Below are 19,078 nucleotides of genomic sequence, written 5' to 3' on the forward strand. Positions count from 1 at the left end.
TGCTGGTAAGCCGGTCAAAGCATACTGCCTGCCGCTTTTTTTGCTGCCGTGGTGACCATGCCCGCACTTCTGCCGAAGGTCGAGGTCGCTGAGCTTATACCCGAGGTAGATATGATCCAGGTAGAAATGCTCGGTACGGTGAACATACAGATAGCCCCGATCAGGAATACAATGATCACCGTACCGAATGACAGCACACCGTTCCCCGCGAATACGGTCATTTTGGCCAGATCGGCCGACATACCGTTCTCGCCGACGAGTTCCTTGTATTTGCTGATCTCAGAGTTTAGTGCGAATTCCTGCATCAGGCTGCACAGGTACATGATCAGGTAAGCGATCCCCGAATAAAGATTAACGGATATGAACCTGGCCACCCAGGTGCTGAAGCTATCCCGGAACGCCGGGAGGATACTTGCAGCGACCGCGAACGGTCCAAGTATGATCAGGATGCTGGAATAGATGATCTGGATCATGAAGATGATATAGGTCGCTATCCGCAATATCCAGATCCCCATCAGTTCCAATAATTGCGTAAAGAGTAGCTGCATGCCGATCTGTAGCCGGGCTTTCAGTTCCAACAATGGGGAAACTACCGTGCTGATACCTTCCTTCACCGTGCTGGTCACGGAATCCCAGGCCTGTCCATACCAGGTATCACTTTCCTTTTCGGCGACCTGGGTCTGCGCCTGAAAAGTATACAGGCTGTTTGCCACTGATAACATGAGGTCTGCCCGGTTTAGCCGTAGTTTGTTGACAAGGTTCTGCTCACTTTTGAACATCACCTCCGTTTCATTGGCCACGAGGTCGGTCGGAAAAGCTATGACCTTCACGAATATCCCCCACCATAAGATCACCATGGCTAAACCGAATGGCCGCAAGAGCGGCATGATCTCCAGTTTTTTATCACCTACCATCATTTCGTATGACCTGATGGCGAAAAAAATGATCATAAAGATGGCGGCCAGTGCTTTCGCATCGGCTATGAACATGCCGAAATGTGACCATATCGAATCCTTCAGGCCTTTCAGAAAATACATCATCCCGGATTCGTAAACACCATCTCCCTGAAGGAATTCAAGGGTCTTGGTATTATCCATACCGGGCGACTGCGCGAATGCCGCCTGGCTAACTATAACCAGGCAGAGCAATAAAAGGATGTATCGTTTCATTTGACTTTTAATAAGATCTCTTGTGCGATCTCTCTATCGCGTTGCGGCGGCCAACCACTGAAATTTACCCCGCCGCTAACACTGAGCTGGCGCTGCGCGGTCATTCTGATCGTATTGCCGGAGGCTGCGACCCGTGCCGACCACAAAGCACTCAGTTTACGGTATTCCATCAACATCCGGTGGTATGCCATGATCCTGGAACCCCGGTCCATATCTGCGGATCGGGCAGCAGTTAACCGTTCATGCAAGGAATTGACCTCAGCCGCGTACCAATCGAACACGCCTTCTTTCAACAACTGACCTGCAACAGCGGGCGAAAGCCCGGCCATAAGTGCATTGCTGTTATTTTCGGTCACCGGCCGCAATTCCCGTGCATAATAAAGATTCCATAAGGGATCAGCAGCCGACAACAGGCCAGATTGGTTAATGATCTCGGATTCTGCGGTTTTACGAACGGTGTCCGATTGTAATTTGTACCTGTCGTCGATGCTGCTCATCGCGGCAACGCTGGCCAACCGAATGGTTTGTGGCCCATCAGGCTTAAGCGGTCTCCTGTCCGTTTTGTTGTAATTCGGATGGAATAAACCCCAGGTCAGCCAGTAATACGGGTTGAGGCTAAGGAAGCCGGCCTTTGGGGTGAACTTATTTTTATCCCATTGCTGGTAGACCATTCGTTGCTGCTGATACCGTACACTTTGGTCATCGGCGTAGGTCTGTGCACCTGACATTTTACTGAACAGTAAAAAGAAAGGCATTAATATGAATGTCGTTTTCAATCTTTAAGGTATTTAGCGTTTTGAATGATCCGGTCGATCAGCGCCCGGTCCTGGCTGATGTATTCGGCAAATGGATTCAGCGAAGCGACAATGCCCCGTTGTTTTGCCCAAAACACCGCTTTCCATGCCCCATAAGCCAACCCATCAATGATCTGCAAATGTTCGGTGATCCTGCGTAACAACGCGTCACGGGCATTGTAATCGGCCAGCATATTATTGCCCTCCTTAAGTGCGAAACCGGATACATCGTTCAAAAGGGCCATAGCTCTTTGCCGCATCTCGGAAGTCATCTGACCGGCAAAAACGAGTAGGTATGGTTCGTCTTTGGAAAGAGAGATCAACTGGTTGCTGTACGAAAGTATATCCGATACGATCACACTTATGTTGCGGACCGCGATACCATTTTTCAGGGCCGAGTTCACATTCGACAAACCGTTATAGATAATGGTTTGCGCGGTCACGACCACACCTGCGTTCAGGTTAACATCTTCGATATTGTCATTGATCTTATTCAGGTAGCGTTGATGGGTCGTTTCCGCGCCGCTCCTGACAGCTGTATTCTGAACGACCGCCGCAAAATGCTGAGGGTCGAAAACGACCATTTGGGCATAACATAGATCATAGACCCATAGCAGGGCAATTAAGAGAACGGTTCGTTTCATGGCTTCAGGTATTTGGCATTCGTTAAAATGTCATTGATCAGATCTTTATCAATGTCCACGTAATCCTGGAACGGGTTCAGCGAACGGAGCGCTGACACCGCTGATGCGTTCTGCATCATGCTAAGCATATTGCCGGAGAGGTCCTGCACATTACTGAGTTCCAAAAGCGCATAGTCAAACAGGATCTTTCTGTCCGAGGATCTCATTTGGTTGATATCCCCATAGCTGATCACCAACCCGGCCAGGTACCGTGATATGCTTTCGGCTTTAGCGGAGAAATCGATGGCAGCCTGGTAGCCGATCACTACCAAAGCCGGATCTCGGCTGGCGAGCGAAATGATCTGTGATTGATTACTGATGATACGCTGTACCATAGGTCCTGCGGAATACCCTGCCTGTGCTGCCTGAAGTGCAGACCCGAGTACGTTATACCTTTGTTGAAGTTTACGATAAACGGCCTTCAGTTTTTCCAACAGGGTCAGGTTAGCCTGTTCGTTGGCTGTCGCTACCGCCTGCCTGTTTCGTGCCGTGACCTGCCGGTTATATTCCGTTTCGGATTGGGCGACGAGTTGATGAAGTGCCGGGATATTCAGCATCTTCATTTGCGCCTTAGCGGTCATCTTACCAATGACCAGTAAGGCAAGGATCAGGTAGCACTTCATGGTTTAAGATATTTAGCATTAGTGAGTACCTCGTTGGCAATACGAACATCCTGGTTCTGCCATTCGGCCCATGGGTTCAGGGACCGGAGTATCCCATTCATTTTTGCCCAATAAATGCTTCGGTTCATCCCATAAGCCAGGCCACCAAGGATATGCATCTCCGATGCGATATGGTTGAGCAATTTTCCGCGCTCCCCCGAATCCATCAGGTTCTGGGTACCTCCCTGAAGTATGAAAGTGCTGACATCCGCCGCAAGCGCCGTCGCCCGTGTCTGAAAATCCCTGGCACCCCGTTCGGCGAATAATAACAATACCGGGTTGCTTCTGGCCATCGTGACCGCGGCTTGTACATCCTTTACGATATCGATACCGCAATCCGCGATCTCTTTGATCGTGCTGAGGTTATTGATGACCGATGCGACCTGACTTAGCCCCTGATAGATCCTGTTTTGCAGATTATTGACCAGAACAAGCTGCCCGCTCACTGCGAGCTGACCTTTTTGGATCAGGTCGAGCCGGTTATTAGTCGTGTTGAGTTGTCCGTTGATCAGCGCTCCGTCGGCAACGATAGCGCCGGAAACGGCCGGGTCGACGGTAAGCGTTTGTGCGCCCGCCATTTGAAGAATGAGCAGCAAGAGAAAGGTGATAATAGCTTTCATTGAACTTTGGTTTGATTAACTCTGGTGACGAAAGCGGGCAATGAAAGGCCGCTTTGCTGATGATCGGAAACAAAGGCGTTCAGGCCTTGCTCATAAGAATTGAATTTGCTGACATAGTGCTCGACAGCTGATTTTTCGGGCTTTTCCGTCGTATAGGTCAGGTATTGATGCAGGGAAACTTCTACACCATAAACCTCTCCCGTCGAACCACGCCTGATATAGACCTCTTTGAACCGGCCCCGGCCTTCCTTATTGTCCAGTTGGTTAATGGTAAAGATCTTGCGGCGTTCTGTCTCATTGATGGATAGCAGCGCGGCGATCTCCAGGTAATTATCCTTGAATTTGGTTTGGTCAAGCAAACAGATCGTATCCGAATTATTAACGATACTGTCTTTCACAACCGCGTTGCCGATGATATCACCCAATTCCTGTGTGACCACGACGGCCTCGCCCCAGAATTTCCGAACGGTTTTGTACAAATAAAGGAGATACCCGGCCATTAAAGGACTGGCGATAGCTTTCCAGGCTTCTTCCACAACGAGCGCTTTGCGCCGGTCGGAACGATACCGCATCTTTTGGATGAAAACATCCATGATGATCAGGGTAACGATCGGGAACAGGACCTTGTGCTCTTTGATGGAATCGATCTCGAACACGATGAAGCGTTCCGTGAACAGCGAACTGTCGGCTTTCTTGTTCAGTATAGTTTCAAATTCACCACCGCGATAGAACTTTTTCAGCACATAGCGGAATTCATCAATATCAAAACTGATCTTTTCTGAGGAAATGATCGATGGTATACGCCCGACCGCAAATTCATAGAAGGAATTGAAATCCAATTCACCGCCACTCATGAACGCATCGCTGTAATATGCAGCGATCACATTGGCGACCACATCCCGTTCGACCTGGCTGAATGTGCCTTCTGCACCTTTCCATGCTACACCGATCAGGGTACAAAGGAAATCCTTCTTTTCGATATTGTATTCTTCCTCCGTGATCTGGAAAGGGTTCATCGTGATGGGTTTGGTATCCGAATACGTGATGTATTTGCCCTGGTAGTAGGCGCATAATCCCGAATAGGAATGACCGGTGTCCACAATGACCATATCCATGTTGTAGAGCATGTATTGCTCGATCAGGGCATTCATAAAAAAGCTTTTACCTGAACCGCTGGGTCCAAGGACGAACTTGTTTCGGTTGTTGATGCGGCCGGTCCTCATCGGAAGATCTGCGAGATCGATACCCACCGGGATGCCCTGCCTGTCGGTGAACCTGATCAGAAAGTCAGACGGATCATTTACCGGTAGTGATTCTTTAAAAAAGAAACACAATGCGGCATCGCCAGTGGTCAGGAACCAATCGTATGGTTTCAGCTCAACACTATTGCCCGGAAGTGCCGCCCGGAAAAGTTCCAATTGGTTATAAGCATTCTTACTTGGGATGATACCAAGCTGAAAAAGGGAACTTTCGATGTAATTCGTTGCCTTATTTAACTGATCCGGCCCGGAAACCACCAGCATATTGAAATGGCAATTGACCAATAGCTGATTTTCCCTTGCTACATCATTTAACAGGGCATCGATATCCTCCACACATAGTTGGTTGGCCGGGTCTGGTATCCCTGCGTGCCTTTTCTTCTTTTGTTCAAGCTTGCGGAGCGTTCCTACCTGGTTAGGTATCTCGATCAACTGATGATAGACGACCGAGGACGCACCGGGCACTTTGAACAGGAATGATAAAAGATCAACCGGAAATCCCCTGATCGCCTCCGTTTCATTCAATTCGATGTAAGGCCGGATATCAGGTGGCAGATCGATGGAGTCGATGTTGATCAGACTGACCGAGCGAACCCGCCGTTCACCCAACCGGATTTCATCATTCCCCGGGGCGATATTGTTGAGGACGATAGGCTTTCCGCTGAAGTCCATACTCAGGAATTCAAGGACCACCTTATTGAGTTCGGCTTCGTTCAATGGCCTGGCACCCGGAATGATATCGATGACCTTACCTATGGTCGATACGAACTCTGTAAGCACCCTGGGATCATACACAAAAAAAGCCCCCTTGCGGACCGGTTTGGTGATGGTCAGGTAAGTTCGCACGCTCAGGCTTTCACGGCCTGAAAAATGTTCGTTGTAGTGTTCTTGCAGGTACTCGGTAGCATGGCCGGGATCAAATGGTTTCCTGCTGATGATATCATGCTTTTGGAGAAGGTAATTATCACCCAATATCTTTACGATATTATTCAGCAGGCTATGGAATTCATCATATCCGGTAGCGTATGCGCAGAAACGGATGACCGGGTTGACCATACCGATGATGACGGAATATTCACCGCCCATACCGATCAGGATGTCAAATCCACCATGATGATCAATTCCGGCATATGGGATCTTAAATAAGTTTTTTGCGGGCATAATGATCGATGATTTGGATGGCGGCGTTTCGCTGTTTGCTGTATAGCCCGTCCTTCTGTTTTCCGGCTATGTACAGCAGGCCGCCAACGATAATTGAGATGAGGACGACAGCGCCTAACCACATATTGATCAGGGTCATGGTCAGTGCGCCAAAAACGAGTCCGGCAAGGAGCGCGCCGATACCCCAATAGATGAATTTCCCTTTAAAACCTTTGAAAATAAGGGGCTTTTGCAGCCCCTTATAAACAGGATACTTTCTGGCCATCTTATAGGCCGAAGAAAGCTTTGACAACCAATGCGGAAACCACCAGGAAAACGCATGAGCCGCCCCAGCCCATAAGTTCCTTGTTGATGTCCTGATCACCTGAGTTCCATTTGGAATACACGCGGATCGCGCCGACGATACCAACGATACCACCGATCACCAATGTGATATTGGTCACCGGAGCAACATAGGTCTTCAAGGTCGAGGTTGCTGTGTTAAGACCATTCACACCGCTTTGTGCGAAAGCAGGAACGGCCATGGCAAGCAGGATCACTGCAGCCAGGAGTTTTTTTGTTTTGTTAAACATTAAAAATGGGGAGAAAAAGATAGCGGAGACCTTTTGGTGCTATTCTTTGAAAGAAGAAAATAGCGGGCGTTCAGATCACGAATACGCCCTTGATCCGGCGGGACCGGTATCAATATCAAATGCCGAATAGTGCGCTGAGGAAAGCGCCGGCAAGTACCATGAAGATAGCGGCGTAGAACCACGCTGCGATCGCAGCATCGATCCTTCGTTCGCCCATCTGCCAGTTATTATAGATCTTCACTGCGCCGATCAGGCCAAGCAGTGTCGCCAGGACCAATGATAGGTCGAAGGCGGAAAAAAATGAAGCCCGCAGATCCTGGCTTGCCTGTTGCATTTCTGCGATACCAGGTTGTGCCAAAGATACCAGCGGGCCATACAATGCGATCATGCATGCCAGCAGCCGTTTCATATTAAAAACTGACCGCTTTCACATATTCGATCGCCTCATCGCGTGCCAGATTGAACATTTGTTTGAGGTTGACGCCCCCGGAGGAAAACAGTACATTTTCGCCACGGGGTTCTTCAGAAGTGCCGACCGCCACCGGTGCGACCGCCTCTGCAAGGGTCAGTTCATCCTGCTCGTCATCCTTTTCGGCGGATGATCGTTGTCGCAGGATATCCCATCCTGCGACGAGCAAATAGTAAACGATATAAATACCGCTTATCCATCCTAAAAACTTTAACCATGTCATAGTTCCGTATTTTGAATAAATTGTTTGATGATCGCCTTTAGTTCAGGCTGGCTGTCAAATAGGTATCTGACAGCGAAGGCGACGAATTTGGTCACATCGACATTGGTCGCCATCTTGAATTTTGCCATCGTATCGGCGGTCTTGGCATCGAACCGGACATGTACCATACTTTTATGATCAGCATTGTCGTATGCCCTGATCGCTTTCAGTATATCCGGTTCCGGCTTTTTCCCGTTCTCTTTTTTGCGTTCCTGGACCGGCGCTGCCACAGCCTTCGGATCTTTCTTCTTTTCCAGCTCATCCCGAAGCTGGTCAGCGAGGGACCTTATTTGTTCCATAAGCTTTTGTCGAATATTTGTTCAAATACAGGCGCGAGTACGGGCAAGAGGGACAACGGTGTTTGGTATGTCGTGATCCGCTGAAAATCTACCCTGTCAGGGATCGCGGCGGTCAATGTCCCGAATTTTTGAAGTTGCAGGTTCACTTCTTCCATAATTTCGAACTTCGCGTTCGCCTTGATCCTGTTAGGGATAAAGAACACCCTGGCTTTGGGATTCACCTTTTTGAGGACCACAGAGAACAGGATGGTCGATTCAAACGTGAACTCGTCATAAGAGAACGGGCAGATCACCAGGTCAGCCGAAGTAAATACCGGGATAAGTCCATCATCATCGAGTTTCCCGGGCAGGTCGATCAGGATCGCCGCATTCGCATTTTGCGAAAGCGCGTTGCTCAGTAATGAGTAATCTTCGAGGTTCGCCTGAAGGACCTCGTAGGGTTCTGTGTTTTCCAATAATTTTGCTTTTTGATATTTCTGCGAGATCGACTGCTGATAATCCATATCCAGGATGATCGCTTCCTTTTGCTTGGCAAGCGTCAGGTAGTTAGCGGCGCAGACGGTCAATGTGCTTTTTCCAACACCTCCTTTCTGATTTCCGATTAAAATGTTCATAGTGTAGTGGTTTATTTATCGTGTATTGGTTCTTGCTTTTTTCTTTTTTCGCCGGTTACGGCCAAGAACAGCCTCATCATCCACATCATTTGCGATCCAAACACCTGGTGTGGTGATAGCCGGCTGATGAGTACCCGCTCCGGTTGAATGTTCAGCTCTAAGCTCGCCATGATCTGTTCGGAGTTCCCGCAATGAAAGCACCTCGCTTCCCTTGAAGACCTGCATGGTCTCATGATCGATAATGGTGTATCCGTAAGGGGCACGCCCTGGTGCGGCATGGAATATCAGGTCAAGCCGGTGTTGCTCACTTAAGTATCCGGAAAGATCCGGGCGGCCTTGATGCCTCAGTAATATTTGCCTGATCGCATTCGCGCGCTCCCGGTCCGGTCGGTGTTCGGCGATCCGTTTTCCAAGTTTATCAAGGTTCATGTCACGACCTTCAAATCCTGCCTTTTCCAGTAAAAGGTAGAATTGCGCGACCGTGCTGAAGCGGTATTGCATACCATATTTATAACCAAGTGTCGCCTGAAGCGCATCGATAGCCCGTAGTTTTTCATAGGCGCTATTGATCTTTTTGCCCTCCCTGTCAACCCGGGTGCTGACCAGATGAATGTGATTGTTATCGGTATCCTTATGAAAAACGATGAGGTACGGTTGAGCACCAAAACCCATTTGCTCCAGCCAGGATTGTCCGGTCCGCATCAATTCCTGCTTGTTATAGGTCGCACCTTTCGCAGAAATCACCGCATGGAATTGCGGTTTGGAAACCCTTTTATTCTGTGCAGAAAGCAACTTCAAATAATTGATGTAGTCCTGTGGGCGCAGACCGGTAAGTCCCTGTAGTGGCCCGAAATTAGCGATCTTCAGCAATTCGCCTTTGTTACGTTCCACCTTATTGGTATTATAACGCACCCCGGGAAAGCCATTCACTGGTTTAAGGATCTTTACGATCATAGACGGAAATTGAAAGGGAATAGCCTGCCGGACGGTTAGCATCACTAATGCCTTAAAAAACCTTATCGGCAGCGCTGTATAGCTGTGTAACCGTAGAACAGACTAACGCAGTAACCATGGACCAAATAACCGGGTAACGAAATAACTTGATATCAGTATAGCGATATACCAACTGAACCTTGTATCCAAGGAGCTGTATAACCTGCTAACTTTATAACAGTGTAGCTCGGTAACCCTATACCATTATATCGACCTAACGACATAACATTCGAACCGGGTAGCTTTATAACTGTGTAATCATATAACGATATATCCATGTAACGATATAACCAACTGTCTCGTCCTAAAAAGTCTTTACAGTTAGGAGCTGTTAATACGATATGTTCTTTACAATAAATGATGTAGTCCTGATTAGGGTTTACAGTCCAAATGTAGAAAGTCCTAAAAGGCCTTAACCAGCTATTAGCCATAATCCTTGTCAGGCTTTACAAACCAGACTTTGATGATCCAAAGTAAACAATTCACATTATTCATCACAATAGATTTTATTATGTTTTTCTTTCCAATAGTTCTTCCATTGCCTGGTCAGTTCTCCTTCACCGGAGTGAGCTGCTTCAGGCGTAAGCATATTAATACTCAGGTGTGGCCTTCGGGTATTATATGCATCAATGATACCTGATAAGCGTAGAGCAGTTTCTTTCTTGGTACCCGGCGGGGCTTTATTAAGCCATTCGGTCTTCAAAGTGCCATTTACCCGCTCTGCTATTGCATTTTCCAACGGATCTCCATTCTCAGTCATACTAATGCTGATATGGTTAGACCTAAGTTTAGCAATGTATTTATCACAGCAGTATTGGACGCCACGGTCCGAATGATGAATAAGATTGTCTGCTTTATTATCAGATAAGCCTGAAAGAGCCATTTCTAAAGCATATACAGCACTATCAGCATCCAGCTTGTGGGATAGATTCCATCCAACTATTTTGCGGGAATAAGCGTCTGTGATCAGCGATAAGTATAAATACCCCTCACTGGTTGCAATGTAAGTGATATCGCTTACCCATAGCTGTTGCGGACGAGTCAACAAGATATCGCGTATCAGATTAGGATACCTGCGATACCTGTGTCTTGAATCGGTTGTTACTACCTTGGTTTTTCGATGGCGAACCAGAAGATGGTTTTCCCTTAATAAATCAAAAAAAGCGTCCCGGCCGATCTGTATGTTTTCTCTTTTCATCGGCATACTGATCATATTAAGCAACTTACGCCCGCCAATGCCAGGTAAACTGCTGCGTTCATTGAGCACCATTTCAAGCACGATCTGCGATTGCGCGCGGCATTTATATTCGTATTTCTGTAACTGGTAATAGGCCTGTCTGGTAAAGCCAAACAATCCACAGAGCTTATCAATACTTAGCTCCGGACATTGTTCCTTTATTTCCTTGACTGTTTGGCTCCAGACTTTTTTCTGATGGAGATGTTGAGGTCACGTTCTGCAACATCGATCATCTTGTTTGTAGCCAGGTTTGTCAGGCGCTCTCTTTCGAGGGCCTCTTCCAGTTCTTGAATACGGCGTGCCATGCCTTCCGGCGTATACGGCAGATCCGATTTCGGTTTTTGAGGAGGGGTATCCATTACAGGTGTTCTGAATTCTCCGCCAAATTTACGAACCCATTGTTGAATTGAGGAATGTGTTGCGATACCAAATTTGTCCGCAATTGCCTGTTGAGTGAGATCGGATGTTAAATAAAGTTCGACTATTTCACGCTTGAAATCGTCCGAATAACGCTTTACAATTTTCATGGTTTTGTTGATTTAAATCACTCCTAACTGTAAACCCATTTCAGGACAAGACAAACGATATATCCATGTAACCGCATAGCCAGATATCATGGTAACCATATAACTCGATAACCGTGTAGCCAGGCGTGAAGGATCGTTCATTTACCCATAGCGCGGATGATCTTCCGAAGGCTTATATCCAGGCGCTGTTGAATACCCAGGTAATTTTCGAACAAGCCATTAAAATCAATGATCAATTGCGGATGTAATCTGCCTTTCAGATTCAGGGTATTCCCATGGCGGGCAAGCTGATTGATATTATTTCCTACACGGTTCATTTCCGCGCCGATCCGGTCAAGCTGCATTAGGGCGTCTTTGGTATTCAATATCAATTTGTCCGCATCGCGGAATAGTCTCGCCTTGATGATATCTGTCCTGCTCAGTTTCAGGGTAGACTCCATTTCAAGCAATAAAGCCAATTCAGTATCGGTCAGCCTAAGTGTGATCACGTGGCTGCTTTTTCCGTCGGTCATCGGAGGTCTTCCGCTCTTTCTATTAGCACCCTCCATAAAAAACGAGTTGCGAAGTTTTCAGATCCCCCGAACGGGGCAAGATACTTTTTGTAATACAAAAAGACATCTTGCCCTGCCAAAAACAAATACCGGAACGGGATTTGTTTTTCTTAGATCCGGGAAGTATTCATTGGGTATACGTTTCGGGAAAAAGAAATTCCGAAACGGAATTTCATCTTTGGAACGACGGCCTGGTTTCAGGGGTGGTTCCTTCAACAACTTTCATGGAAGCCTTTAGTTTATCATTGTAGTCATTGAATCCCTCGTAGGTTGAGGAACGATCTGTTGCATAAGGTAGTTCTCTGATGAACTCTTTTGTTGCCCCTAAGCCAGGATTGTCCCTGTCGAAGAAAATATCTATAAAAGTGAAAGCCTTTGCCGACTGGATGGCCACCGGCAGCAAGGCCAATGAATTCAGGATAATAATGCTGCTATCGGAGGCAGGATTTTCCACCCGCCAGCTCAAGAAATTGATGAACCCTTCAAAAATAGTTACCTTTTTGCCGTGCCCCTGGACACAGGTTATTCCCTTGGGGCCAAGGCATCCCTTGAAGTACTTGTTGCGGACCTCCCATCCTTTATTCTCATTCTGCCAGCCGGCAGCAAAAAATTGTTTCCTTGCACCTCGCTGATCCTCAACAAAATAATAAACCTCACTGAGCAGGCCTCGGGCTACCTCAAAAACTCCCCGGCCACACAGGTACTCTGTGATCGCTGGATTGCTGCCAAGTTCTTTAACTTCGTTAATGATATAGTGAGGAACCTTGATCGCTTTTCGTGGCCTTTGCCCTTTTCGGACCTCCGAAATGGCCAGAGCACAAACCTCCTGTATCTTAATGACCACACTATTAAAATCGAGTTCCTTCCAGTAGGCCAATCCAAAGTCGATGATATTGCCGCCTTTTCGTGTACCATGGTCGAACCAAACCCCAAGATCATCATTTACGCTAAAGGATGGCGTTGAATCATCATCCCGTAACATACTCCTGTACATGGTTTCCCTTCCATATTTTTTTGCTGGCCGATAACCGAGCCGTTGGAGCAGATCAACGATCGAGGACCGTTCCTTCAGCTCCTTTGCTGTTAATAGATTTGACATAAATTAGTGGATTAATAGTGAAAAATTCAGTTCTCAGAAGCTTCCAGAATAGCTGTTAGGATATTCCTGAAAGCGATAAGCTCGATGTTCATCCGATCGATCCGCCAGGTAGCGGAATGGTCCCCGTCCTTGGTTACCCCTAATTCCCGCTGTTGTACCCATTCGTCCACCTGCTGTCGTCCAAATATTCGATAGGCTTCTGATTTTTTGAGATACGGCTTGATCTGGCCGCTTCTGATCAAAGTGAGGGTCGCGGAGAACTTGGCTGATAAGGAAATGATCTGGTCAAGCTGATGTAGCGATAGTTCCATGAACCGGCAGCGGGTAACGAACCCGGTAATTCAGTTCTGCCGGTTGATCTCGGGATTACTCACGTCGCATCCTACGATGCGGGCTTTCGCCTGCCTTTGCGCTTTCAGATATTGATATACTTTCAATCTCACCTTCGCAAAATTTCCTGTGGCTAACAGGACAATGCTTCATCCCTATACGTCAAAGAGCGCCGGTCCGGAGGACCGTATTACCTTTCTGCCACTGGCAGATAAGTTTGCCGGTTACTTCTGGCAGCTATGCGCTGGAGTTGTTTCCGGCTAATGCGTTTGTTGATGACGTTCAGCAGTCCTTCTGCGATCCAGCGGTCGATGATCGACCTGCCATGCATCCGGTAAGCTTCAGCTTTGGTACACTGATCGGGTTCCGCTGGCAGCATTGAGGTGGCCATTTCGACCGCCCTACAGGCGCTGTCAGCAATGAATGAAGCAATGTCCCGTGTTGTCATCGGGACAAAGGTGTCGGGTTCACAGATGGTCTTTTCGGTAGTTCTTCGGTACTACCGAAAGATTTTTTTGCAAAAAAAAAGCGGGCATTTGCCCGCTTTAGAAGATGAAAAGTGAATGGTTAACGTAAAAGGTCCTGTTCAGCACGCATATTGATCGCCTGGACCATTTGGTCAAGAAACCTGGTTATGGAGATCCTTTTCCGGCTTTCGATCTCGCCGAACTTTTTCTGAACATTGCCCATGTTCACAGCCAGGGAAGACTCCAGCCATCGTACGATCTGGCCGAGGCTGGCATTGCCATTGTTGACCTGCCCGGTAAGCCATACCCCGTAGGCGACCTCGATCAGGTTCACGATATCTCCGGTCCATTTTACCGGATTGTCGCTGTCCTCCAAATAAAATGTCCCCGAAGGCCCTTGTCGCTCGATCAGTTCGATCTGATTTAATATGTAAAACTGGATACGTTCATATGCAATAAATTTGGCGAAAAGGTATGTCATTGCCGTGGATGTATCCGGCGCGAGTTCAGGCAGGTCCGGCATAGGGATGGCTGCCTGGCCACCTCCCGGAACAAAATAAAGATGATCGAGTTCGGTGAAACCGTTCTTGTAATATTGGTAATAGAACGCGTTCATGCGAAGAAAGGCGGCCAGTGATTCCAATTGCCCTTCAAAATAATCGACCTGGGTCTCCGTCCGGCCGATAGGCCTGTTGATCACCAACGTGTATCTGAGCCCTTCCTCGATCCGGTGCGCATCAATATAGGGCTTGATATGCTTAAAGGCCGATATCTTCTGTTTAATATCAAGAAAATCCTCATTACTGATTAATTCTTTAAATTCCGCACCGAAAGGTTCGATGATGCCGATTGCGGCGTTAAACCTCTCCAATGGTGCTAAATCGTCAGGTAACGCCATCAACCGCTCTCTGAGGGTCGGTGGCAACGTCTCAATTTTCATGTTCATAGGATAGTATTTGATGTTTAAAGGCAATAGCATTCCAGCCCGGTATGAACCAGATATTGGAAATGAGGAATTTGCAGCTAACCGCAGAGTTCCCGGAACTGGCGACAGGCGTCGAACCCGGCTTCGATCTGTGGGAGAATACCGAAAATCCTTGATGGAATGGTAGAAATGTAAAAGCTGCCGGCAACAAGGGTTACCATTTCTGCGGGTGAAAGCGAACCTTCTTGAAGGTCAAGGACGGCGAGCAGGAAAGTTACCGCAAGGTAAAGGGTATTGATAAGTTCCAATTGAAAGGTGGCAGTATTGGTCCGCTTGCCAAAAGTGATGGCCTTTAGGGATAGCTTACTGAATGAAGCATTCTGCATTGAGCTAAGTCGCTCTGCATTTAATCGGCCTCCACCGCGTGACAGCATTTCATTCGCTTTAGCGAAACTCATTTCAAAGTTTTTCGCGTCAGCAGCAAGAGTGTTTAAAAAGGTATTATGATCATTGATCTTACGGGAAATAAATATACCTTGTAGGATCATCATTAGGCCTGTACTGACCGCGACCGCTTTAGATAGATAAGTTGCACCAGCTAAAAAGAAAAGGCAAAGTAACAGGTCGGGAAGAATAATTGAAGTAATCCCAAGCGATGACTGGGATATTCGTTGAATATCGCGCAATGTGTTTTTGATCCCTGTATCAGAAAGACGTCCGGCTCCCTTCCAAAAGAAAAAAATGTGATCGATCAATTTCCGGTTAAGCCTGTCGCTGGTCGTATTGGTCAGGTTCACCAGCAATTGCTGGCGAAGGTAATTGAGTAAACCACGGGATAAACTGAGGGAAACAAGGAGCAAAACCCAACAAAGAATGACTGGCCGACTTGCCTGGCCACCCGTATGTGAGGTTTCCTGAAGCAACCAGGCCAGGGCAATACCAAAGAAGATACTACTTGCAGACATCACCGGGACGATGAGCAACAAGCCACGTGACCGTTCAAATCCATTGAATATCACCCGTGCTTTCGCCAAAAAGCTTTGACCGGTATGGTGATACGCCAGGATCGGAAAATACAAGGCCGATCTGCTTTGCCAGCAAGCATCCAGTTCATTTTTGCTCATCAGGATCAGCCCGTTGGCAGGATCACCAATGACATAAAAATATGCTTTGCCGACCTTTTTCCTGCCGAAACAGACCATGAAATGGGTCGCACCAGTTGCTGATACGGTATGGATGATACATGGGGTATCAACTTCATTCAGATGATCAATATCCATTTCAATGGCTTTCGCGTTAAGATGGAGATCGGCCAGGGCTGCTTTTAATTCAAACAAAGAAAGTCCATCGGGGCCTATAGGGATCGCATCCGGTTCTTGAACCGATGGCTCCAAACCTGCATAACGCAGGATCATTGTCAGGCATGCATGGCCACAATCATTATCAGAAATTTGTCTTTTATAAATTTTGTTCAATTGTCGGATCGACGGCATAGATATTAATTTAAGTGAACGATAGGATCAGATGTGATCGGGGAAAACTACAACGGAGAAAAAGGATAAGGTCAAAGTCCAAAGGAAAAGGGCGGGTACATAGCTGCTGAGCACCATTTGCAATGACCGGTCAAATACACCGCCGATCAGGCGGTAAATGCCCCAGGCAAGCATAAACCAATAGGCTATCTCAAAAAGATTCAGGGTTTGCAATGGATAATACCAGCTTGCACCAACGTTGCCAATGATGGAAAGTGCGGAAAGCGGATGGAACCTGTGCCAGTCCGCCAATGTACCCGGATGGAACAGCTGTGTAAAAGCCAGGGATTTGATCAGCGCTGCCAACACGAAAATAAATTCTGCCCTCATCACCACCAACATCGTGTCCGTAAAAGTGCAACCGGCACCTTTCAAATACAACGCGGTATAGATCGTGATGGAAACCAATAAGATCTTGATCGAAAGGTAGGCTGCCTCTGAAAGGTAGATCCATCGTTGCAGGTCATGATAAGCGGTAAATTCAGTTACGGGATCTCCGGTCAGATATTCACCGCTACCATTTAAAAACTCAAGCGTCAGGATATTTTTGTCAGTTAACCATATCATGCAGAATGATAATAGTAAAAGTGCGCTGAATGTAACCAGAATGGTCTTTTTAGTCGTTTTCATTACCTAATATTTTTAGGTAAAATTCGGCGCGTAAAAGGCCATCAACAATAACCAGTACTTGTAAATTATAATCCTGAGTTGTAGAAAATCTACATAATTATGCCATTAAAAATTTATGCGATCCTATCAACAAAAATGAATTTGGTTGTGCTTACGCTTAGATATAGGGTGATCAAATAACCTTCAAAAGGCTGTTGTGGCCCAAAAGAATTAAAAGCAAAAAGAAGATGGCGCGTGAAAAGCTGGGAACCAGTATTGAAATAGCGAAGAATGGTACAGGCGGAAAATGAGGAATAATAATAAAGATAAACCGGGCCGAGGCCCGGCTTAATTGTTACCAAAGACCAAGGCAGGAAGGTCCCGTGGCAGCGGCTATGGCGCCAACTAAAGCACCCGCGCCGCCGAATAGACCGCCGAGAGAAGCACTTACAGCCACATTATATGCGCAATTACTTCCAGATTGGGCTCCGCCTTTTAATTCCTTGGCCTGTTCATCAGATAACTCTTTCATGATATAAAATTTAGTTCCTTCCATCCATTTGGAATTGGTTTAAAGGTCAGGGAGCTTAGTGACACCAGGTAGAACGTAAGGTTGTAATTTATTACTTTTGCTTATAGGAATAATACTTTAACCTATGGATACAATCGGAGAAAAAATAAGAATTCAGCGGGTTGTAAAAAAATACAGCCAGGAGTATATGGCATTCGCGCTTGAAATTTCACAGGCGGCCTATTCAAAGATCGAAAGAGGTGAAACCAAGTTAAAACTGGATAGAATATACGAGATCGCGGAGGTATTGGAAATATCCCCCTTTAAATTGATGCCCCCTTCCAAATACGATGGTGCAATAAATTTCCAGGGTATCTACGCGCAGTATTTTAAGATAAAGCGATTCATTATCACAAAAGTATTGCGTAGAAAATATTTGGTCGCTGTTGATGATGTTGATCAAAGTGACATATCAAATAATTAAAAAGAATAATTTACAATCCTCAGTTTTAGACATTTAAGCCAATTCTCATCAATTTCATTTCTGGTATTGTCGGATGAAATTGATGAGAGATGGATTTTTTGTCTTATGAAAAACGATTGGCTTATTTATTGGAACTGGTCACTAAAGGTCGGCTACGTTCTCTTGATGACGTTGCCGGAAGATTCGACTGCAGCACTCGTACCGTCAAGCGGATGATCAATCATCTTCGTGATCAAGGGCATCAGATTCAATACGATCGTCTTGAAAAAAAATATTTTTTAAAAAAAGATGAGTGACATTTTCTGTCACTTATGCGGATATATTTTTGTTACAACCTATGAGAGTTGCAATTATATATACCGCACAATTTTTATTGATCTTACTTTGGCTGTATACTGCCTCAAGTAAGCTGTTTCAGTATGAATTATTCCGTCAGTCTTTAGACCGACAGCATTTTTCTTCCTTATTAACCCATTTACTTTATTGGGCCTTACCTGCAGCTGAATTAGGATGCGCGGCATGCATTTTATCTACGCGGACTTTACGATTGGGTTTTTGGATATCCGAAACGTTGTTGACCATATTTACGGTATATATTATCCTGGTATTATTAAATTTTTTTGAAAATGTTCCTTGTTCTTGCGGCGGGGTGATTGAAATGCTTACCTGGAAAGGTCATCTTTTTTTTAACCTATTCTTTATAGTCGTAAATACCCTTGGTTTAATTTCATTAGCTGGGAAAGGAGGTCAGTTTTCAGACAGATAAACATCAGAATTGTTCACCGTGATTGTCAGGAACGATCCGGAAACACAGGATGTGCCGAAAACCCGCAAAAAGAGTAGGCATATTTATTTAATCACATAGTATTTATTATTTCAAACTCAAAAACACGATTCCATATGAAAAAGGTAATTATCCCTGCAGCAGCAGTTGCTTTAGCATTATCGTTTAGCGCATTCACTTCCGCTAAAAAAGTAACCAGCAATTTTTTTGAATACACGTCTTCCTCGTTAGCCGAAAGTGCTATAAAAAACCGAGCAAATTATCAGGCGGCCTCATCTGATGCTGCCTGCACAGCCAGCCAAAATGTCTGTGGCGTGGTTTTATCGACTGCAAAAGACATTGGCACGTTACCGGATGCGACCGAGTTTGCATCGCAAACTGCTGATCTTTGGGCCTCACAACAGGGGCATTCAGCAACCAATGGTGATATAGAAATGAAACCATAAACTGTGCAAGCATCTGATT

At 46.3% G+C, this 19,078-nt stretch carries 27 protein-coding genes; 4 read left to right on the plus strand and 23 right to left on the minus strand.

Annotated elements, in window-relative coordinates; genetic code table 11:
- Positions 1 to 14: 14 nt before the first annotated feature.
- From MusilaSJ_RS02160 to MusilaSJ_RS02270, 23 genes are all read right to left on the minus strand, one after another.
- Positions 15 to 1,169, minus strand: a complete 1,155-nt coding sequence (locus MusilaSJ_RS02160) for a TraJ family protein (RefSeq protein ID WP_274988432.1) — start codon at positions 1,167 to 1,169, stop codon at positions 15 to 17.
- On the minus strand, positions 1,166 to 1,945 hold the full coding sequence (locus MusilaSJ_RS02165; RefSeq protein WP_274988433.1) for a hypothetical protein: 780 nt from the start codon (positions 1,943 to 1,945) through the stop codon (positions 1,166 to 1,168). Before MusilaSJ_RS02165 ends, MusilaSJ_RS02160 begins: the two co-directional genes overlap by 4 nt.
- Entirely contained in the window at positions 1,942 to 2,607 is a 666-nt protein-coding gene (locus MusilaSJ_RS02170) for a hypothetical protein (RefSeq protein ID WP_274988434.1), read from the minus strand. Before MusilaSJ_RS02170 ends, MusilaSJ_RS02165 begins: the two co-directional genes overlap by 4 nt.
- Positions 2,604 to 3,269: a hypothetical protein gene (locus tag MusilaSJ_RS02175; RefSeq protein WP_274988435.1), complete on the minus strand. Its 666-nt coding sequence runs from the start codon at positions 3,267 to 3,269 to the stop codon at positions 2,604 to 2,606. Before MusilaSJ_RS02175 ends, MusilaSJ_RS02170 begins: the two co-directional genes overlap by 4 nt.
- Positions 3,266 to 3,928, minus strand: a complete 663-nt coding sequence (locus tag MusilaSJ_RS02180) for a hypothetical protein (protein WP_274988436.1) — start codon at positions 3,926 to 3,928, stop codon at positions 3,266 to 3,268. Before MusilaSJ_RS02180 ends, MusilaSJ_RS02175 begins: the two co-directional genes overlap by 4 nt.
- The gene (locus tag MusilaSJ_RS02185; RefSeq protein ID WP_274988437.1) at positions 3,925 to 6,348 is read right to left on the minus strand and encodes a TraG family conjugative transposon ATPase; all 2,424 of its coding nucleotides are present in this window, start codon (positions 6,346 to 6,348) and stop codon (positions 3,925 to 3,927) included. Before MusilaSJ_RS02185 ends, MusilaSJ_RS02180 begins: the two co-directional genes overlap by 4 nt.
- Complete coding sequence (locus MusilaSJ_RS02190; protein ID WP_274988438.1) at positions 6,326 to 6,613, minus strand: plasmid transfer protein; 288 nt, start codon at positions 6,611 to 6,613, stop codon at positions 6,326 to 6,328. The genes MusilaSJ_RS02185 and MusilaSJ_RS02190 overlap by 23 nt, the downstream gene beginning before the upstream one ends.
- 1 nt (position 6,614) lies before the next feature.
- Positions 6,615 to 6,920 (minus strand): DUF4134 domain-containing protein, encoded by a 306-nt coding sequence (locus MusilaSJ_RS02195; protein WP_274988439.1) that lies wholly within the window; start codon positions 6,918 to 6,920, stop codon positions 6,615 to 6,617.
- Positions 6,921 to 7,035: 115 nt separating this feature from the next.
- Positions 7,036 to 7,329: a DUF4134 family protein gene (locus tag MusilaSJ_RS02200; RefSeq protein WP_274988440.1), complete on the minus strand. Its 294-nt coding sequence runs from the start codon at positions 7,327 to 7,329 to the stop codon at positions 7,036 to 7,038.
- A 1-nt stretch (position 7,330) separates the two neighbouring features.
- Positions 7,331 to 7,612 carry a hypothetical protein gene (locus MusilaSJ_RS02205; RefSeq protein ID WP_274988441.1) on the minus strand — a complete coding sequence of 94 codons (282 nt, stop codon included), beginning with the start codon at positions 7,610 to 7,612 and terminating at the stop codon, positions 7,331 to 7,333.
- On the minus strand, positions 7,609 to 7,950 hold the full coding sequence (locus MusilaSJ_RS02210) for a hypothetical protein (protein ID WP_274988442.1): 342 nt from the start codon (positions 7,948 to 7,950) through the stop codon (positions 7,609 to 7,611). The genes MusilaSJ_RS02205 and MusilaSJ_RS02210 overlap by 4 nt, the downstream gene beginning before the upstream one ends.
- Positions 7,938 to 8,564 carry a ParA family protein gene (locus tag MusilaSJ_RS02215; protein WP_274988443.1) on the minus strand — a complete coding sequence of 209 codons (627 nt, stop codon included), beginning with the start codon at positions 8,562 to 8,564 and terminating at the stop codon, positions 7,938 to 7,940. Before MusilaSJ_RS02215 ends, MusilaSJ_RS02210 begins: the two co-directional genes overlap by 13 nt.
- 15 nt (positions 8,565 to 8,579) lie before the next feature.
- Positions 8,580 to 9,518 (minus strand): relaxase/mobilization nuclease domain-containing protein, encoded by a 939-nt coding sequence (locus MusilaSJ_RS02220; protein ID WP_274988444.1) that lies wholly within the window; start codon positions 9,516 to 9,518, stop codon positions 8,580 to 8,582.
- A gap of 526 nt (positions 9,519 to 10,044) precedes the next feature.
- Positions 10,045 to 10,911 carry an IS3 family transposase gene (locus tag MusilaSJ_RS02225; protein ID WP_274988445.1) on the minus strand — a complete coding sequence of 289 codons (867 nt, stop codon included), beginning with the start codon at positions 10,909 to 10,911 and terminating at the stop codon, positions 10,045 to 10,047.
- A 41-nt stretch (positions 10,912 to 10,952) separates the two neighbouring features.
- Positions 10,953 to 11,321 (minus strand): transposase, encoded by a 369-nt coding sequence (locus MusilaSJ_RS02230; protein ID WP_274988446.1) that lies wholly within the window; start codon positions 11,319 to 11,321, stop codon positions 10,953 to 10,955.
- A 137-nt stretch (positions 11,322 to 11,458) separates the two neighbouring features.
- Positions 11,459 to 11,833, minus strand: coding sequence for a plasmid mobilization relaxosome protein MobC (locus MusilaSJ_RS02235; protein ID WP_274988447.1), 375 nt, complete (start codon positions 11,831 to 11,833; stop codon positions 11,459 to 11,461).
- 211 nt (positions 11,834 to 12,044) lie between these two features.
- Positions 12,045 to 12,971 carry a DUF8464 domain-containing protein gene (locus tag MusilaSJ_RS02240; RefSeq protein WP_274988448.1) on the minus strand — a complete coding sequence of 309 codons (927 nt, stop codon included), beginning with the start codon at positions 12,969 to 12,971 and terminating at the stop codon, positions 12,045 to 12,047.
- A gap of 26 nt (positions 12,972 to 12,997) precedes the next feature.
- On the minus strand, positions 12,998 to 13,282 hold the full coding sequence (locus tag MusilaSJ_RS02245) for a hypothetical protein (protein ID WP_274988449.1): 285 nt from the start codon (positions 13,280 to 13,282) through the stop codon (positions 12,998 to 13,000).
- Positions 13,283 to 13,491: 209 nt separating this feature from the next.
- Complete coding sequence (locus MusilaSJ_RS02250; protein WP_274988450.1) at positions 13,492 to 13,680, minus strand: hypothetical protein; 189 nt, start codon at positions 13,678 to 13,680, stop codon at positions 13,492 to 13,494.
- Positions 13,681 to 13,868: 188 nt separating this feature from the next.
- Positions 13,869 to 14,714 (minus strand): RteC domain-containing protein, encoded by an 846-nt coding sequence (locus MusilaSJ_RS02255; RefSeq protein ID WP_274988451.1) that lies wholly within the window; start codon positions 14,712 to 14,714, stop codon positions 13,869 to 13,871.
- A 77-nt stretch (positions 14,715 to 14,791) separates the two neighbouring features.
- Positions 14,792 to 16,186, minus strand: a complete 1,395-nt coding sequence (locus MusilaSJ_RS02260) for a cysteine peptidase family C39 domain-containing protein (protein WP_274988452.1) — start codon at positions 16,184 to 16,186, stop codon at positions 14,792 to 14,794.
- Between the two features lie 27 nt (positions 16,187 to 16,213).
- Complete coding sequence (locus tag MusilaSJ_RS02265) at positions 16,214 to 16,855, minus strand: hypothetical protein (RefSeq protein WP_274988453.1); 642 nt, start codon at positions 16,853 to 16,855, stop codon at positions 16,214 to 16,216.
- A 334-nt stretch (positions 16,856 to 17,189) separates the two neighbouring features.
- Positions 17,190 to 17,390 (minus strand): hypothetical protein, encoded by a 201-nt coding sequence (locus MusilaSJ_RS02270; RefSeq protein WP_274988454.1) that lies wholly within the window; start codon positions 17,388 to 17,390, stop codon positions 17,190 to 17,192.
- A gap of 100 nt (positions 17,391 to 17,490) precedes the next feature.
- Between MusilaSJ_RS02270 and MusilaSJ_RS02275 the strand changes: the two genes are divergently transcribed.
- From MusilaSJ_RS02275 to MusilaSJ_RS02285, 4 genes are all read left to right on the plus strand, one after another.
- Entirely contained in the window at positions 17,491 to 17,829 is a 339-nt protein-coding gene (locus tag MusilaSJ_RS02275) for a helix-turn-helix domain-containing protein (RefSeq protein ID WP_274988455.1), read from the plus strand.
- Positions 17,830 to 17,918: 89 nt separating this feature from the next.
- The gene (locus MusilaSJ_RS02280; RefSeq protein ID WP_274988456.1) at positions 17,919 to 18,125 is read left to right on the plus strand and encodes a DeoR family transcriptional regulator; all 207 of its coding nucleotides are present in this window, start codon (positions 17,919 to 17,921) and stop codon (positions 18,123 to 18,125) included.
- A 41-nt stretch (positions 18,126 to 18,166) separates the two neighbouring features.
- Positions 18,167 to 18,595, plus strand: coding sequence for a MauE/DoxX family redox-associated membrane protein (locus tag MusilaSJ_RS28040; protein ID WP_446725139.1), 429 nt, complete (start codon positions 18,167 to 18,169; stop codon positions 18,593 to 18,595).
- Positions 18,596 to 18,729: 134 nt separating this feature from the next.
- Complete coding sequence (locus MusilaSJ_RS02285) at positions 18,730 to 19,059, plus strand: DUF6520 family protein (protein ID WP_274988457.1); 330 nt, start codon at positions 18,730 to 18,732, stop codon at positions 19,057 to 19,059.
- Positions 19,060 to 19,078 lie beyond the last annotated feature (19 nt).

Source organism: Mucilaginibacter sp. SJ (assembly GCF_028993635.1).
In the GTDB taxonomy this organism is placed as follows: domain Bacteria; phylum Bacteroidota; class Bacteroidia; order Sphingobacteriales; family Sphingobacteriaceae; genus Mucilaginibacter.